This is a genomic window from Streptomyces sp. JLBG701, from assembly GCF_058544905.1.
Genome location: NZ_CM178588.1, coordinates 17,440 through 32,715, shown reverse-complemented (window position 1 = coordinate 32,715; position 15,276 = coordinate 17,440). Strand labels below are relative to the sequence as shown.

Sequence of the window (15,276 nt, the reverse complement as noted above, 5' to 3'; positions counted from 1 at the left end):
GTGCTTCTTTCGTGTACATCGGCTGGGACTGGGCGACCGAGACCCACGACGTGACGGTCATGGACAACTCCGGTGCCCGCGTGGACCGCTGGGAGTTCGCGCACACCGAGGAAGGCATCGCCCGGACTCTGGCGAAGCTGGCCAAGTACGGCGATCCGGCGGGCTTGCCCGTCGCGATCGAGACCACCCGTGGCCTGGTGGTGGACCGGCTGCTGGCCGCAGGCCACCCAGTGGTGCCGGTGCACCCCAACGCCTTCCATGCGATGCGCCCGCGCTGGGGCGCGGCCAAGGCCAAGACGGACGCTGGCGACAGCCTCAAGCTCGCCGACTATCTGCGCACCGACGGGCACTTCCTGCCGCGCCTGGAGCCGACCGAGCGGGCGACGATGGAGCTGCAGGCCCTGACCCGGCAGCGGGCCGACCACATGGCTGCCCGCATCGCCGCTGTCAACCAGCTTGCGGCCCGGCTGGACATGCACTGGCCCGGTGGCAAGGCCGTCTTCGCCACCCTGCACAGCGACATTGCCCTGGCGTTTTTGGAGCGCTACCCGACTCCGGCCTTGGCCGCCAAGCTCACCGCAGGGCGCCTTGAAGCCTGGTGCAAGCGCCGCGGCTACTCCGGCAAGAGGCCCGGCAGCGTCCTCATCGAACGTCTGCGCTCCGCGCCCAAGTCGGCATCCCGGCTCAGCGACAGCGTGGTCGAGCAGCTGGTCCGTGTGCAGGTCCAGCTGGTCAAGAGCATCCGCGCCACGATCCGGGCCTTGGACGAGGCCATCGCCGACGCGGTCGCCACCCATCCCTATGCGCAGTTGTTCGCGACCATGCCCCGTATCGGGACGGTCAACCTCGGGCAGATCATCGGTGAGATCGGCCCGATCCTGGAGCGCTCCCGGACCAGCGAGCAGTTCATCGCCGAGACCGGGGTCGTTCCGGTGACCCGGGCGTCCGGCAAGTCCCGTGTGGTGACCTTCCGCTACGCTGCAAACCGCCGTGCCCGCCTGGCCATCGTCGGCTACGCCGACAACAGCCGGCACGCCAGTGACTGGGCCGCGAAGATCTACAACGACGCCCGGGCGGACAAGAAACGTCACCCCCACGCCGCCCGCATCCTCGCGCGAGCCTGGCTGCGAGTGATGTGGGCCTGCTGGCGCGACGGAACCTGCTACGACCCCGACACGCACCAAGCCAACAACAAGATCAAACGGGCTCCCGAGGCGGTCGCTGCGGCATAGAGGTTGACTCAGGGAACTCACGGCCGGCCTCCCGCACCGGCGGAGTGCTCCCGCACGACCGGACCGGGACCATGCGCGGCGCCGGGGACAGGGGGTGCGCTCTTGGCAGGGTTGTTGACCTCGTCCTCGAACATGTTGGCGAGGGATTCGCGGGAGTTGTACAGCCCCAGCGCGATGATCATGAGGAGGAGGGCGCCGATCCCGGCCTTGAGGCTGCGCATCTGGATCATGAGGATGACGACGAGGCAGATCAGGCCGGCCTGCAGTCCTTTGGTCGCCCAGTCCTGGAACATGGAGATCCATGAGTCGCCGAGGTGGTCCAGCTGCCCGGCGAGCATCACGCTGTGCACCGTGTTCACCGCGCACCGCCGTCCCGGGCGGTCCCGGTTTCCGGCGCCGCGATTTCCCACCGGCTGGAGCGGGCTTTCAGCGTGAGCTCGTACGCCAGCGGCCACCGGCCGCCGGTGTCCCGGGCTTCCGCCTGGACGAGGACACGCACCCTCGTGCCGTCGGCAGGCACTTTCTCGGCGGCCGCCGCCTGTTCGGCGGCGGACATCTGCTGGACGGAGACCGCCGCGTACGGGGCGGGGGAGACGGCCGACAGCGTCACGCCGGGCGCGAGGTAGCGGCCCACCTCTCCGGTGATGGCGCTCCTTGAATTCGGCCATCTCCTGCTCGGCGGTGGCCCCAGACCTGCTCAGGGGATCTCCCCACGTCGCCTGATAGCCAGCCAGCTCCAGGTGGGCGGACCAACTCGGCCGCGGACCGCCTGCTGAGGGCGGCTGGAGCCAGAGCTCGCCTACGTGTGAGAGCCCGTGCCCGGGAAAGGGACCCTTCGTTGCGGTGTGCGCGTCCCTGGCGGTCGGCGGTGTGCCTGGATGTAACGGTTAGTTGGAGAGATTCGGCAAGACTCAGATACGGAGCCAGTCCTGGCTGGCTGTCACCTCGCGTGCGATGCGACGCCACTGATCTTCCCCGCCGGGCAGGGGCCAGGCCCAGGTCGGCTGTTCCGTGGTGTTCAGGTCGTGGAGGAGGCGGACGAGCTGCGGGCCGGCGGTGGCGGCGCCGTCCGGGACGGTGGGGCCATGGATGGCGCGGAGTTCGGCGAAGCGTGCCAGTTCGTCCTCGTAGAAGCCCACGGCATCATTGACGCGCGCGGCCAGGTCATCGCGCGACACCGTGCGGTGCAACTGCAGTAGCGGAGGCTCGACGGACTCGGCGATCGCCGCGGCGAACCGCGCGTGACCGTCCAGGATCAGATGGCAGTCCAGGCCACTGACCCACCACAACAGGACGGGTGGGAGTGTCCCTTCACGGGCTTGCTTGCGGTACGCCTTGACCCGGCTGTCGTCGGCATCGGGCATTGGCCGCAGCGGAAGGACCTCCCACGAATGCGAATGGACGAACCAGTCGATGTATCCGTCTGGATGGCCGTCGACGAGCATCGAGCTCCAGTACTTGGCATGCGAGGTGTCGGCGTGGCGCCAGCGCAGGAGCGGACTGTCGCACGAGAGTAGCCACCGGCCCTCATGCAACGGGCTGGCTGGTGAGTCGATGAGGTACTGGGCAAAGCGGTGAGCCCACCGTTCCGGGCTGCCCGCCAGGGCGCGTCCCACATCGGCGCGCAAGGGCGGGACGAAGGAGCGGTACTCGTCGGTGCGCCAGAAGTCCACGCCCTGGAGTGGCTCGTCGACAACGGCGAGCAACACAGGCCGCGACGGCTGGGAGACCAACAGTCGCGGGCCGGCGCTGAACACGCGCAGCCCCGGCGGGTGGCGGTCGTGTACGTCCAGGGACAGGCCCACCCACGTGCCGTCGTCCCGCGTGACGTCGCTGCGCTGCATGCGGAGAGCGTAGACGGCTGCTGCGTGGGGCCCCCATGGCCCCCTTGGCCGTCCAACACCCCCCCCGCACTCCACGAGTCGGTGGCCCCGGCCGGAAACACGCGCCGTACTCGTTGAAGGTCCTCACTCCGTTGAACGCCGGACCGAGTGAGGCGACGAGCGGTCCTGGCCGAATTCAGAGATCCCCATCTCCGGTACCGGTCAGGTAGGCGGCGAGGAACTCCCCGACGGCGGAGGACAGATCACCCTCCGGGATCGTCACGCCGTACGACGACTTTGCCACCTCGGCCCGGGCCGGACCGGCCACCACGCCCGGCGCACCGGCCACCGTGAACGAGGCGCCCTCGCGATCGGCGGCGACCGGCACGGCGTAGTAGCGCACCGGTCCGTCGGCGTACTGCGCAGCAAGTGTCACCGACCATGCCTCGCCGGTCTGCTGTGCACTGCGCACCGCCACGACCGACTCCGGCTCGGGCTGCGCATTCCAGGACTCGGGAAGACCGGCGTCCGGGCCCAGCGATTGCGCAAGCCGGGCCTGCGTACTGCTCTCGGCGCCCGCACGGCTGCGCAGCCAAGCGTCGAGGAACACCGTGGCGTACCCGGCCGGATCGGCCGCCGCGGCCGTCTTCACGGTGGCCGGCTGGGTCGCGGGGGCGGTAGGGACCAGGGTCGCTGGCGTGGCCACGGTGAGGGCCAGCGCGATCGGGCCGGCCGCCACCGCGGCCCACGCGCCCAGGTGGCCCAGGCGGACCCGCCGCCGCATCTGCTGCAGCCGAGCCCCGGCAGCGGTCGGAGGAGCAGCCTGCTCATCCGGCGTCTGCTTGGCACGAGACATTCCGAACTCCCAGGTCAAAGCGAGGTGTTGCTTGTGACCCGAGACAACCTGCCGACCCCGACCCGACCACCGACCATGAAGGCCCGACCACGATTACGAAGGGGACACGAACCCGTGGTGGGGGCCGTGGTCGGGCCGACCACGGTGGATTCAGGGGGTCGTTGCAACACGCGGTGAGTTGATCAAGTCGCGAGCAGTTTATGCAGACGCTCGGCTGGGGTTTCCCAGTCGAGCGTTTTGCGGGGGCGGCTGTTGAGCTCGGCGGCGACGGCGTAAAGGTGCTCGGGGGTGTGTGCGGACAGGTCGGTGCCCTTGGGGAAGTACTGGCGTAGCAGGCCGTTGGTGTTCTCGTTCGAGCCGCGCTGCCAGGGGCTGGCGGGATGGCAGAAGTAGACCGGGACGTTGGTGGCGATGCTGAAGCCGTGGTGAGCGGCCATCTCGGTGCCCTGATCCCAGGTCAAGGATCGCTTCAGGTGGGGCGGCAAGGTTTTGACGGTGGTGATGAGGGCGTCGCGCAGGGCTGCGGCGCTGTGGCCGTCGGGCAGGTGGACCAGCATCAGGTAGCGGGTGCTGCGTTCGACCAGGGTGGCGATCGCGGAGCGGGATCTGGGGCCGACGATCAAGTCGCCTTCCCAGCGCCCGGGGACAGCGCGGTCGGCTGCCTCGGCGGGCCGTTCGCTGATCATGACCATGTTCTTGACGGCGCGGGAGCGACGCCGGTCGGCCAGGCGGCGAGGACGGCGGATGGCACGTCCGGTGCGCAGAGCCTGGGTTAGTTTGCGGCGGAGTTCACCGCGGCCTTGGACGTAGAGGGCCTGGTAGATGGTCTCGTGGGTCACGTGCATCTCCGGCCGATGGGTGAAGCGCCTGCGCAGAGCGTGACAGATCTGCTCGGGACTCCAGCGCAGGGCCAGGTGGGACTGGATGAAGTCGTGCAGTTCCGGGTTCTGGCCGATCTTCCCGGTCTTGGGGCGAGGCCGCCGGGCGTCAGCTCGGCGCTGGGCGGCAAAGGGACGGTAGCGCCAGCGGCCGTTGGCCAGGACGGTGCGGTTGCGGCGGATTTCGCGGCTGATCGTCGATGGGCTGCGGCCCAGCTCGGCGGCGATCGCCCGGATGGTGGCCTTCTCCTGCAGCCGGTCGGCCATGTGGATGCGATCGGCCTCGCGCAGATAGCGCGAAGGAGGAACTGGCGTCGGCTCAGCGACGGGTGATGCCGCGTTGACCGGGGGCGCCGCCTTGAACCGACCCGATGCGCCTCGTCCGTTTCGCCACCGCTCGCCGGTTCGGACGCTGATGCCGGCGGCCCTGGCAGCCTCGGCAAAGCTCATTCCTTGATCCACAAGTCGGAAGTATGTCTCCCGTTCTCGGACCAGCGGTCTGTTCCCCTGAGGCCTCCGGCCACCACGAATCTCGAAGTCCATTGCCACCTCTGAGCTGAGGTGTTGCAACGACCACTAGAACTCAGGCCACAGACCCGGCCGCAGACCCGGCCGCGGCATTTCGCACCCGGGGAGCTCCGCCTCGGGGCGGGGATCACATGGTGGCCGGGGTGGCCGGCGCCGCAGTGCGCACCGTGATGAATCCCGCGGACGAGCAGTCTCCCGCCTCCCGCCCCCCCGGTGGGACTGGGCACTGGAAGGGCGGATGCGCAGCGCGAGGCCTACGGCGCAGGCCCGGCTGCGCAGTCACGCGCGCACGTCGATTGGGCACGACCCGGGGCGTGGTGCGCAGCGCCCCGGCCACGGCTGCGCAGCCGGCAGTGCGCACCGATTGCGCAACGGGGATGAGAGCGACGTTCAACGCGGGCCGCGCGGCCCGGCTGGTGGCTGGGGCCGCCTTCACCGGAGGCCTCGTTCAGTCCCGGGATCAAGAGGGGTGTCGCGGATCGGCAGAGGCGATGTGGCCGGTCACGGGTTCAAGGCCGTACGCCGCAGCTCCTTCGGAGCGGATTCGCTGCCGTCACCGCATACAGCTCGGGGCGCGGTGGACGTCTCCGGGACGACCTGCACGGTCGGATGCGCGCGCGAGCCGGCCGCGACCGATCGCCCACCACCCTGTGGTCATGAGCGCCGCGCGTCGCCTGCGCCGCTTGCGCGCCGCTCGCGCGTCGCCTGCGTGGCGCCTGCCCGGCGGCTGGTCGGGGCCGATCACGAACCCGACCCTGGCGGCCCGGCTCGTATGGTGCCGGATCGTGATGGGTGGTCGGGGGTTGTGGCTGCCGTCCTGGTCGGTGTCGGCGGGTGAGCTGCCTCCATGGACTTCACGCATGTCCCCTCGCGCGCCGGCGCCGGCCGTCTCGCGTCCGCGAGCGGCGCGGGCCGCTCCGGCGCACTGCGGGTCGCGCGGTGAACGGAGCACGGGTCCGTCGCGGCGTGATGGCCGGCGATCAGTTCACCCAGATCGCCAACGGCCTGTTCCGCGACGGCCGCATGTCCTTCAAGGTGAAGGGGCTGTTCGGGCTGGTCAGCACCGACCGCGACGGCTGGCACATGACGGTCTCGGACCTGGCCCGCCGCGGCCGCGAGGGCGTGGACGCGGTGGCGAGTGGGCTGAAGGAGCTGGAGCGTTACGGCTTCCTGCGGCGGGACCGCGACCGAAACCCCGATGGCACCCTCGGCTCGGCCACGTACGTCATCACCGACCTGCCCAGCCTGCAACACACCAGGTCGCAGCCAGAGTCGGGAAATCCAGGACTGGATAACCCTACGTTGGCTGACCGCCCCACAAAGAACACCATCAGTAAGAAGACCAACCAGCAGAACACCACAACCGTCCCTCCGTGCGCCCGCGGCGAGCGCACACCCGGCCGCCCGGCGCCGCCCCCGCGGGTCACGCCTGCGGCGCAGGTTCTGGACCCGGGCACCGGGCTGCTGCTGTCGATCGGCGCGGCCCATCCCCAACTGCTGCTGCAGGAGAAGGCCTTGTACGACCAGGGCCGGATCATGACCGCGATGCTGGACGCCGGCTGGAGCTGTGAGCAGCTGCGCCGCGTCATCACCAGCCGCCCGCTGCCGAGCAGGATCCGGACCTGCGTCGACGCGATCGTCGCCGCCCGGCTGCGCTCCGCCCAGAACTACCCGCTGCCCGTCGCCCGCGTCGCCCGCGTCGCCCGCGTCGCCACGGACGAACGCCCGCTGCAGGCGCAGCCCGTAACGACGGCCGGTGCCGGCCGCACGGTCTTCCAGGCGATCGTCTGCCGGGCGCTCGTCGAATGCGCGGGCTGCGGCAGGCCCGGCACCGCCCCCGGCCAAGACCTCTGCCCGGCCTGCCTCGACTGGCCGCTGTGCCGCACCTGCCCAGGACCTACTCCCCGCCGCGCCCACCCCGACGGCGACGGCCGCTGCACCGCCTGCACCTCCGCCCTCACCGCTGTGACCGACCTTCTGGAAGCGAGCACCTCATGACGGACACGATCCCCACACCACCCCGGACGGCACCCCAGCAGCCCCTCCGCCCCTTCGACCGCGATCCGAAACGGTGGGAGGAGGAACGAGACCGTGCGCTGTCCTGGGGCCACGTCTGCGGCGACACCGCGTGCACGGGCAGGTGCGAGCCGGTGCTCGTGTACGAGCGCACCGGGTGGGGGTGGCTGGCCTGGACCGTGCCCGGGGACGGGTCTGTGCCAGGGCGTCCCCGGCAGATCGGGGTGCTCACCCCGGGCGCGACGCTGACCCAGCGGCTGGCCGTGCGCTGGCTGACCAGGCGGCCCGCCCACCGCATCGCCCTGACTGCGGAGAGCCCCGCATCCTTGCGGCTCTCCGCGGCCGCCGTGGGGGTGCTCAGCCTCATCACGGCCCTGCTCGCCCTGGGCCGCGGCCTCCCCGCCGACCTGGTGCTGCCGGCGATGCTGCTCGCCCCGCTCCTCACCGAGCATCTGCCCGACCGCCTCGACGACCGGGCCCGCGAACACGTCCGCCGCGTCGAAGGCGATGCCGCCTGCCAGTACCTGCAGCGCCTCGCCGCCCTGCACACCTTCCTCCTCCAGACGGCCGCCGACAGCGACCGCTACGCACTGCGCCGCTCGGCCGAGGTCGGCCAGAACCTGCTGTGGGACGCCGCGGGCCTGCTCCAGACCGAGGACACCCGCTCGGCCTCGGCTCAACTCATCGACCGCGAGCGGCTGATGCTCCAGCTCGCCGGCCAAGTCGCCCAGATCCTGGACCGCACCCGCACCGAGGCCCGCTCCAGCGACGCGAACCAACCCCACGGGCCCGAAGGCCCGCTGGGCCCGCTGCCGTCCGGCTTCGAGCCGACGGCACAGCCAGCACCTCGAAGCGCGCCGGGCACTTCACCGCTGAAGGGATACCGCCCCATGACCCAGGCCCCGTCCGACGACTCAGTCCGCACCACGGACGTCTATCTCCTCTTCGCACACGAGCCGTACTACCCCGGCGATGGCACCCAGGAGATCAACACCACCCTGGTAGCCGCCGACTCCCTGCTCCATCCCGAGGTACGGCAGCCCGACGGCGCCAAGATCCACGACCGCCTCACCCAGGGACGCCGGCCGGGCGAGATCATCCCGCTGTCCACCCTCACCCACGAACTGGGCGGCGGCGCCGACTGGCCCTACGTCGGCGACTGGGAGAAGGTCACCACCGACCTCCTGCACCTCGTCCGCGCAGCCGAGTGCGACGCCCTCAGCCTCGGCCTCCCCGAGATTGGGCGCGCCCTCGTCATCACCGGCCCGCACAACCACGTCAGCGTCTTCGACGCCGCAGCCGGCCAGTTCCGCACCTATGGGCCGAAGGAGCGCGCCGCCGTCCTGGCCGAGGTCGACATGTACCTCGCCGTCCTCGTAGCCGAACAGGACCTCTGGCCGGGCGATGGCCTGCTGCCCCCGCTCTTCCACCACGCGTAGCAACCACCCCCGTTGGGGCGGCGACGGCCGACGCCCCCGAGCCCTGCCGGTTTCGGGAACGACTTCTGCCCCCACCTCTGGAACCCAAGGCTCGCGAGTGCGCCCGACTCTCGTTCCTGAAGCCAGTCTGCCGATCGGCCCGTACCCGTACGCTGCCGACCATGACACTGACCGTCAGGTGCCACCACAACGCCACCGCCACCTTCACCGGTCCCTGCACCGAGCAGGCGAGTCTGCCGCTGGTGTGGGAGGGCGAACGGGCGAAGCTGCCCGCGGGGCGGAGCTACCGCAAGCCCACTCCGCTCTCGGTGTCCGACGCGGCGATCTGCCCGGCGCACAGCGGGCCCCGCGCGGCATGAGGTACATCGAGGCCCCGGCCGTCTACGACAGCCCGGGATTCGAGGAACCCGTGCTGTTCTTGGGCGGCGGCATCACCGGCTGCCCCGACTGGCAGCGCGATGCGGTCCATCAGCTGCAGGCACTCGACTGCCCCGCCGCCGTCCTCAACCCCCGCCGCGCTCACTTTCCCGCCGGCGACCCGGCCGCCCACGGCGAGCAGGTGGCGTGGGAGTACGCCGCGCTGCACCGGGCCGCCGTCATCCTGTTCTGGTTCTGCGCGGACACCCTCCAGCCCGTCGTGCTGTACGAACTCGGGGCCCATGCCGCCCGCGATGCCACCCTCGCGGTCGGCGCGCACCCGCACTACGAGCGCCGCCTGGACGTGGTTGCCCAACTCCGGTACGCCCGGCCCGAGATCGAGGTCCACGACCGGCTGGAGGACACCGTGCGGACCGCCGCCGCGGCGGCCGTGGCGCAGCGGGTGCGCAGCCTGATCGCGGAGGCGCAGCGGCTACGTTCGCTCGGGGACCCCGAGAGCGGCTTCCACCGGGCACAGGAGGCGATGGAGGCGTTGCCCGCCAACGGGACGTTTTCCCACGAGGACTTCGCGGAACTCCAGGCCTTGGCACGGCAGGTGCGGGAGAACTGCGCGGACGCCCGGCAGACGGAGATGAGGCGCACCCCGTGAAAACGGCCGCCCCTCACCGGTGCGGCGTCGCCGGCCATCCAGCGCGCCGCCGCCGGTTGCCCGCAGCGGCATACGCGGTCTGCGCCGCCCGTTCGCTGAACTCCGCACCTGGCTGAACGTACTGGCTGCGGGGGAGAGGACTAGCGCCTCGCCGTCGAAGTGCAAGATCCAGCACTCCAGGGCCGGCTCGCTTCCGCGCTGGGAAGCTGGCCAACGGCCCTCAGGCCGCGCCCTAACCGCCCTATGGCGTTACACGACAAGCTCATCACAAGGCGGTCCACGGGCGAGGCTCGCCTCCGGCCAGCGGCATCCACACCGCCGCAGAGGGACCGTGCTGCTCGATGTCTTCCAGGACGCAGGCTCCCAGCTGAACTTCGCGGGCGAGGGCCGCGACGAGCGGGTGCTGAGCGACCATCGCCTGCAGATCGCTGATTCTGTTTCCCAGCCTGGCCCGGGAGGCCCCGGTGAGCATGAAGAGGACGCGGGGGAACACGGGATACCACCTGAGCCAGGCAGGACCGGTGGAGGTCGGCCTGCGGCGGCCGACGGGCTGGGCTTCGTACTGGCACAGCCGGGCGTACTCGATCAGTTTCACGGCCAGGCGTTCGCTGCTCATGGTGCTGCGATCGACCTCCACGAAGGCGCGCAGCTTCCGGCGGTGTCCGCCGTCGACGACGGTGTAGTGCATGACGGCGTCGGCCACAAGGCGCTCGCCCTCACCGACGTGGTGAGAAACCTCGGGAGTCCAGTCCCACGGGCCGTGCTCGTGCCCGAGCCGGCGCGCGTCAGCTGCGAAGGGCAGGTGGGCGCGTACCACGGTGAGCGTGTGCGGTGTCTTCAGCGACGCTGCGGTTGTCGAGGTGATGGGGTACGGCGGCCGCCCCCGCAGGACAGGAAGATCGCGGGTCAGTCGCGACCCTTCTGGTGTGAGGTACCAGGCGTGGGTCCGCGACCGGTTCGCGTCCGGAAGCGGGGTGAGGTCGACGAAACCCGTGGAGCGCAGCTTGTTCAGCGCACGGGAGAACAGCTGGCGGGAGCCGTCCGGCCGCAGCATCTGGCGCAACTGGCCGGTCGTGGCCATGCGGTGCAGGGCGAGCGCGGTCAGGATCTGCAACCGGAGCGGTTCAGCGGGGCTGGGGGCCAACTCGGCGGACGGAGCGCCTGGTGTGGAACTGGTCATGGAGATGAGGCAACCCGCCGCCCCCGACCCAACCCCCGACCACGTGGCCCCGACCAAGGTCACGACCCAAGAACGTTCTCGTGGGCGGGGCCATGGACGGCGACCACGGCCCCGACCGCGAGATTGGGCGAACTCTCAGGGGCACCCGCGGTCCGCGGCAGGAACAGCCCATGGCGGCGGCCTTGGGAAACGGCGATGGCCGGTCCGCAGCAGCAGGTGCTGCTGCGGGGCGTGGTGGCGAGCCACGCCATGCCGGCCATCGTGCGACACCCGGCCCGCAAGGGACCAACGGCCCGTAACCGGCTGTCGCGTTTCTGGGGCGGTGGGCGGAATTGCGCTCACCGCCGGGTTCTACTTCCTGGACCGCTGGGCGGCCTGCTGGAGGATGCGTCGGCGGGTCCACCGTCGGCGTCCGTTCTGGCGCCCGGCGTTCTCGGCGATCCCGTCCACGGTTTTCAGCAGCGGCAGGTTGCCCTGGGCAAGGCTGCTGGAGAAGGAGCCGACGCTCTTGTACCCGAGCAGGGCGGCCGCCGCGGTTGCCCCCAGGAGTTCGTCGGGATCTCCGTCGACGGGGACATCGGGCAGCGAGGATGCGCGGCCGGCGTCGGCGCGTCTGCCGCTTCCGGGCCGGGTGTCCATCCAGTCCAGGAGGGTCTGCACACGCCACAGCTTCCGGACATAGGGGTTCTCGGCCGTGCCCTTCTCTTCGACGACATCCGGGTCGGGGAAGTAGCCGGGGTGGTCGCGGACGTAGGTGGTGACCTGGTTGGGGTTCTTGTAGCCGAGGAACCGCGAGGCTTCTGCCGCGTTCAGCAACTCCTGCGGGTCGCGGGAGGGCGGTGTGTGTTCCTGGAGTCTTGCCGGCGTTCGGTGGGCGAACCACTCGGTGACCTGCGTGTGGTCCCACAGGCGGGCGCGGCCGCGCATGCCGGCGACCTCAGGAAAGGGCACGCCGGCGGCGTTTTCCGTGCGGTCGGTGTAGAGGCTGCTGATCCGGGCGGGTGTCAGGTCGTGTTCGGCCGCGATCTCGGCGGCGTCGGCCAGGCGAGGCTCACGGCGCGAGGTCATGGCAGAGCCGTCCGTCCTGTCGGTGGGTGAGCCGGCCTGCCCGGCTCACAACTCACATAATGGCAGGAGTTTGGGGTGGGGGTCCAGCACGCCGACCAGGCTTTCCCGGGCGGCTCGAGGAAGACGTCATTCCTCGGGGATCAGGCACACACCGCGGCAGGCCGCGTCCTGGGCCATCTCCGTGTAGGCCAGGGCCGCCGGCGTCATCTCCCACTCGGCCAGGGCGAGCAGCAGGAGCAGTTCGTCGCGGTCCTGCGATACGTCGCACGGCATGCCGGCCGTGTTCACGGCCGCCACCAGATCTCCGGGGGACTGCCCGGCGAAGCGGGCGGCCACCGTGTCGCGCAGGTCTTCAAAGCCCTGCTGGTAGAGCTCGCTCGCTTCGCGCAGGAGCAGCGCCAGGTCCCCGGCGCGGCGGGCCGGTGTGGCCGCGGCGAGGTCGAGGAGGCGCTGGGTGGGCGTCGTCACCATCAGCAGTATGCCCTTCAAAAAGATCAGAGACGCCTGGGGAATCTCAGAGCGGAGCGGCACACCCGTCGCACGGCTGGCTTTGTAGGTGGAAACGGACACCACTTGTCGACGAGTCTGAACACCACTTGTCGATCACAGGGCCGCGAAATATCGATGAGAACTGACACCACTTCGGCGGGGGCAGCCGACGTTCGCAGGCGTTGACGGTGAATGCCGCCGCCCGTTTGTGCGATGCGGCTTGGAGTCGTCTGGCCTGTCCTAGAAGGTGCTCTGTGACGGTTCCCAGACCGAGCAGTCGTGAGCGAAGAGAACGCGTCGTGGGTCGAAGTCGGCGAGTCGCTCCAGCCAGTGCTGGTAGGCGGGAAGCGGTTGCTCCACGCCGTGAAGTGCCGCCTGGCGGGCCAGCTGGTGCGATGCGTAGTGGGAAGCGAAGTCGTGCGCCTGGCCGGCGAGGACTACCGTGCCGTCTCCTTGCTGAAGGACCAGCGACTGATGCCCTTGGGTGTGCCCTGGTGTCGGAATGATCCAGACGCCCGGCCAGATCTCGGCCTCACCGGCGAGTTCCTCGTAGGACGCGGCGGGGAAATCGATCAGTTCGTCGAAGGTGTAGTCGCCGTTGCGGGCCGTGGCCAGCTCGACGTCCTGGACCAGGATGGGCTTGCCGCCCAGGAGAGGGTTCCCGCCGCAGTGGTCGAAGTGGAGGTGGCAGTTCGCGACGAGGGAGATGTCGTCAAGAGCGACTCCGGCCGCGGACAGGGCATCCTGCAGGTCTCGGCGTCGGGGACGGTAATGGGCTTCGGTCTCGGGGTCCGCCTTGCCGATGCCGGTGTCGAAGAGGATCAGGCCGTGATCGTGTTGCACCAGGTAGGCGAGCACAGGTTCGACCCGCGGCTGCGGGCCGCCGGTCTCCGACGCGGGCCGGATGAAGTACCCCAGATCGAGCCGACGCACCGACATGTTCTTCCCCATGCGGCCAGCCTGGCAGGTTTGGGTGTGTTCCGGTCGGCCAGTCTGCCGAGGGCAGAACCACCACCGACCCCATCGGCCGCAAGGCGTGCGATTCACGTGCAGGGTTCAGCCTGCGGCGGAGTCCTGGGCAGCGGCGCGGGCCTGCGTGATGGCGAGGCGGTAGGATTCGGTGCCGGTCTGGATCAGGTTGCCCGCCGAAGGTCAGCCGGTCGACGATGGCCGCAGAGCCTCGGGTCGGTGAAGGTCTTGGTCCAGCCAACTGGGGCTGGCACTTGTTCCCCGCGAGGAGTCTGCCCTGTCACCTGGCCGTAGGCGGGTCCTGGGCGTCTCTTTGATTGTCTCGCTGACAGCATGCTTTTGAAGGCGTTACCTTCATTCATCAGGTGCGAGAAAGGTGTGCCCGATGGTGGAGTCGCGTCTGCGGGTGATCGAGGGCCGAGCAGTCCCTGACCTGCCAGCTGCCCTGGACCCGTGGGAGTTCCAGGCGTTATGCGTGGAAGCGTTCGTGGCCTCCTGGCGGGCCCGCGGGTTCAGCCCGGTGACCATCGAGAACGACACCGGCCTGCTGGAGCGGACGCTGCCAGCCCTGGGCCGGCCCGCTTGGGACGTCACTCCTGAGGACATCGACCGCGTGGTCGGCGGCTTGGCGGTGGACGGGCGTGCCCCGTCCACCCGCCGTGGCTATGTCCAGATCTTCAAGGGCTTCCACCGGTTCCTGCAGGCCCGCAAGGCCGTGGAGATCGAGGCCGCGTTCGGGATCCGGCTGGTCTGCCCGGTCGACGAGTTCAACGCCTCGCGCCATGTCGGCGACGACTCGCCAGCTCTGCTGCCGCCACCGACCCCGGAGCGCGTCGAGGAGTTCTTCGCCTTCCTCAAGGCCCGCATCGCCACCGCCCGCAAGTACGCACCCGCCGCCCGCGACTATGCGCTGTTCCGGACGCTGTATCACGCCGGCCTGCGCTCGGACGACGCAGCGCGCCTGGACCGCCCCGATGTCCACTTCGACCGCGGCCCGTTCGGAAAACTGCACGTGCGCTTCGGCAAGGGCGCCCACACCTCCGGGCCGCGGCCGCGTTGGGTGCCCATGCTCGACCAGCTGGACCTGGTCCTGCACTGGTTCCTGGACGACGTGCGCGGCAAGTTCCCCCACTCGCCCGCGCTGTTCGCCGACGAGTCCGGCGGCCACCTCCACCAGGGCACCGTCCGCAACCGGCTGCGCTATCTGATGGAACTCGAAGGCCGCCCGGCCGCCAACCGCTTCAGCCCGCATGCCCTGCGCCGGGCCTGCGCGACCCACAACTACGAACGCGGCGTGGACCTGGTGGCTATCCAGCAACTCCTCGGTCACTGGACCGTCAGTTCAACCATGCGATACGTCCGGCCCTCGGCCACGTTCATCGAGGACGCCTATCGCCGTGCGGTGACCAGCACCCTCAGCGAGCTCACCGGAGAGGATCCCGCGTCGTGAACATCAAGTGGAAGCTGCGGATCGCCGCCGCCCAGCGCGAGGTCTGGACCGGCGCCCAACTGCGGCGGCTCCTGGCCGAACGGGCCGGCCTGGAGCTGTCCTCAGCATCGGTGTCGGCGCTGTTCACCAAGGAGCCCTCGCAGGTGAAGATGTCGACCCTGGCCGCGCTGTGCACCGCGCTCGAATGCACCCCCAACGACCTGATCGAGGTCGACACCACCCCCGTCCAACACCCCGCCGCCCCCGCCCGACCAGCAGCAGAGCTGCCCCGGGCCGCCTCAGCCACCGGCCGGTCCATGCCTCCGATCTGACGCGAACGGG

General features: G+C 70.2%; 16 protein-coding genes and 1 pseudogene. 7 read left to right on the top strand and 10 right to left on the bottom strand.

The features are described from left to right. The first annotated feature begins 11 nt into the window (after positions 1-11). A complete protein-coding gene (locus tag AC5DRG_RS00205) occupies positions 12-1,232 on the top strand; it encodes an IS110 family RNA-guided transposase (RefSeq protein ID WP_491807180.1) in 1,221 nt (406 codons plus the stop codon). A gap of 17 nt (positions 1,233-1,249) precedes the next feature. On the opposite strand, the gene AC5DRG_RS00200 is transcribed toward AC5DRG_RS00205, so the two are convergent. The 5 genes from AC5DRG_RS00200 to AC5DRG_RS00180 all read right to left on the bottom strand — a co-directional run bounded on the left by AC5DRG_RS00200 (position 1,250) and on the right by AC5DRG_RS00180 (position 5,332). Next, the gene (locus AC5DRG_RS00200; RefSeq protein ID WP_491807181.1) at positions 1,250-1,591 is read right to left on the bottom strand and encodes a hypothetical protein; all 342 of its coding nucleotides are present in this window, start codon (positions 1,589-1,591) and stop codon (positions 1,250-1,252) included. Continuing rightward, positions 1,588-1,866, bottom strand: coding sequence for a hypothetical protein (locus tag AC5DRG_RS00195; protein WP_491807183.1), 279 nt, complete (start codon positions 1,864-1,866; stop codon positions 1,588-1,590). Before AC5DRG_RS00195 ends, AC5DRG_RS00200 begins: the two co-directional genes overlap by 4 nt. 277 nt (positions 1,867-2,143) lie before the next feature. Beyond that, positions 2,144-3,076, bottom strand: coding sequence for a hypothetical protein (locus AC5DRG_RS00190; protein ID WP_491807184.1), 933 nt, complete (start codon positions 3,074-3,076; stop codon positions 2,144-2,146). A gap of 175 nt (positions 3,077-3,251) precedes the next feature. Then, positions 3,252-3,911 (bottom strand): conjugal transfer protein, encoded by a 660-nt coding sequence (locus AC5DRG_RS00185; protein ID WP_491807185.1) that lies wholly within the window; start codon positions 3,909-3,911, stop codon positions 3,252-3,254. 182 nt (positions 3,912-4,093) lie between these two features. Beyond that, entirely contained in the window at positions 4,094-5,332 is a 1,239-nt protein-coding gene (locus AC5DRG_RS00180; RefSeq protein ID WP_491807186.1) for an IS30 family transposase, read from the bottom strand. Between the two features lie 924 nt (positions 5,333-6,256). Between AC5DRG_RS00180 and AC5DRG_RS00175 the strand changes: the two genes are divergently transcribed. From AC5DRG_RS00175 to AC5DRG_RS00160, 4 genes are all read left to right on the top strand, one after another. Beyond that, the gene (locus tag AC5DRG_RS00175; protein WP_491807188.1) at positions 6,257-7,315 is read left to right on the top strand and encodes a hypothetical protein; all 1,059 of its coding nucleotides are present in this window, start codon (positions 6,257-6,259) and stop codon (positions 7,313-7,315) included. Further along, on the top strand, positions 7,312-8,772 hold the full coding sequence (locus AC5DRG_RS00170; RefSeq protein WP_491807189.1) for a hypothetical protein: 1,461 nt from the start codon (positions 7,312-7,314) through the stop codon (positions 8,770-8,772). Before AC5DRG_RS00175 ends, AC5DRG_RS00170 begins: the two co-directional genes overlap by 4 nt. A gap of 161 nt (positions 8,773-8,933) precedes the next feature. Next, positions 8,934-9,131 (top strand): hypothetical protein, encoded by a 198-nt coding sequence (locus AC5DRG_RS00165; protein WP_491807190.1) that lies wholly within the window; start codon positions 8,934-8,936, stop codon positions 9,129-9,131. Further along, positions 9,128-9,799: a nucleoside 2-deoxyribosyltransferase domain-containing protein gene (locus tag AC5DRG_RS00160; protein ID WP_491807191.1), complete on the top strand. Its 672-nt coding sequence runs from the start codon at positions 9,128-9,130 to the stop codon at positions 9,797-9,799. Before AC5DRG_RS00165 ends, AC5DRG_RS00160 begins: the two co-directional genes overlap by 4 nt. Positions 9,800-10,064: 265 nt before the next feature. Here the strand turns inward: AC5DRG_RS00160 and AC5DRG_RS00155 are convergent, their stop codons facing one another. The 5 genes and pseudogenes from AC5DRG_RS00155 to AC5DRG_RS00135 form a co-directional block, all read right to left on the bottom strand. Further along, the gene (locus tag AC5DRG_RS00155; protein WP_491807192.1) at positions 10,065-10,979 is read right to left on the bottom strand and encodes a replication-relaxation family protein; all 915 of its coding nucleotides are present in this window, start codon (positions 10,977-10,979) and stop codon (positions 10,065-10,067) included. A gap of 351 nt (positions 10,980-11,330) precedes the next feature. Continuing rightward, positions 11,331-12,047 (bottom strand): hypothetical protein, encoded by a 717-nt coding sequence (locus AC5DRG_RS00150; protein ID WP_491807225.1) that lies wholly within the window; start codon positions 12,045-12,047, stop codon positions 11,331-11,333. A 126-nt stretch (positions 12,048-12,173) separates the two neighbouring features. Further along, entirely contained in the window at positions 12,174-12,518 is a 345-nt protein-coding gene (locus AC5DRG_RS00145) for a hypothetical protein (protein ID WP_491807224.1), read from the bottom strand. A gap of 258 nt (positions 12,519-12,776) precedes the next feature. Further along, positions 12,777-13,487, bottom strand: a complete 711-nt coding sequence (locus AC5DRG_RS00140; RefSeq protein WP_491807223.1) for an N-acyl homoserine lactonase family protein — start codon at positions 13,485-13,487, stop codon at positions 12,777-12,779. Between the two features lie 105 nt (positions 13,488-13,592). After that, positions 13,593-13,744: pseudogene (locus tag AC5DRG_RS00135) on the bottom strand (ATP-binding protein); the annotation flags it as partial. Between the two features lie 146 nt (positions 13,745-13,890). Between AC5DRG_RS00135 and AC5DRG_RS00130 the strand changes: the two are divergent. Together AC5DRG_RS00130 and AC5DRG_RS00125 are read left to right on the top strand one after the other, a co-directional pair. After that, positions 13,891-14,955, top strand: coding sequence for a tyrosine-type recombinase/integrase (locus AC5DRG_RS00130; RefSeq protein ID WP_491807222.1), 1,065 nt, complete (start codon positions 13,891-13,893; stop codon positions 14,953-14,955). Continuing rightward, on the top strand, positions 14,952-15,266 hold the full coding sequence (locus AC5DRG_RS00125) for a helix-turn-helix domain-containing protein (RefSeq protein ID WP_491807221.1): 315 nt from the start codon (positions 14,952-14,954) through the stop codon (positions 15,264-15,266). The genes AC5DRG_RS00130 and AC5DRG_RS00125 overlap by 4 nt, the downstream gene beginning before the upstream one ends. Positions 15,267-15,276 lie beyond the last annotated feature (10 nt).

Coding starts and splice junctions, on each gene's coding strand:
- AC5DRG_RS00150 (WP_491807225.1), bottom strand. CDS start 12,047: ATGACCTCGCGCCGTGAGCCTCGCCTGGCCGACGCCGCCGAGATCGCG.
- AC5DRG_RS00170 (WP_491807189.1), top strand. CDS start 7,312: ATGACGGACACGATCCCCACACCACCCCGGACGGCACCCCAGCAGCCC.
- AC5DRG_RS00140 (WP_491807223.1), bottom strand. CDS start 13,487: ATGGGGAAGAACATGTCGGTGCGTCGGCTCGATCTGGGGTACTTCATC.
- AC5DRG_RS00165 (WP_491807190.1), top strand. CDS start 8,934: ATGACACTGACCGTCAGGTGCCACCACAACGCCACCGCCACCTTCACC.
- AC5DRG_RS00130 (WP_491807222.1), top strand. CDS start 13,891: ATGGTGGAGTCGCGTCTGCGGGTGATCGAGGGCCGAGCAGTCCCTGAC.
- AC5DRG_RS00155 (WP_491807192.1), bottom strand. CDS start 10,979: ATGACCAGTTCCACACCAGGCGCTCCGTCCGCCGAGTTGGCCCCCAGC.
- AC5DRG_RS00190 (WP_491807184.1), bottom strand. CDS start 3,076: ATGCAGCGCAGCGACGTCACGCGGGACGACGGCACGTGGGTGGGCCTG.
- AC5DRG_RS00180 (WP_491807186.1), bottom strand. CDS start 5,332: ATGGACTTCGAGATTCGTGGTGGCCGGAGGCCTCAGGGGAACAGACCG.
- AC5DRG_RS00145 (WP_491807224.1), bottom strand. CDS start 12,518: ATGGTGACGACGCCCACCCAGCGCCTCCTCGACCTCGCCGCGGCCACA.
- AC5DRG_RS00160 (WP_491807191.1), top strand. CDS start 9,128: ATGAGGTACATCGAGGCCCCGGCCGTCTACGACAGCCCGGGATTCGAG.
- AC5DRG_RS00185 (WP_491807185.1), bottom strand. CDS start 3,911: ATGTCTCGTGCCAAGCAGACGCCGGATGAGCAGGCTGCTCCTCCGACC.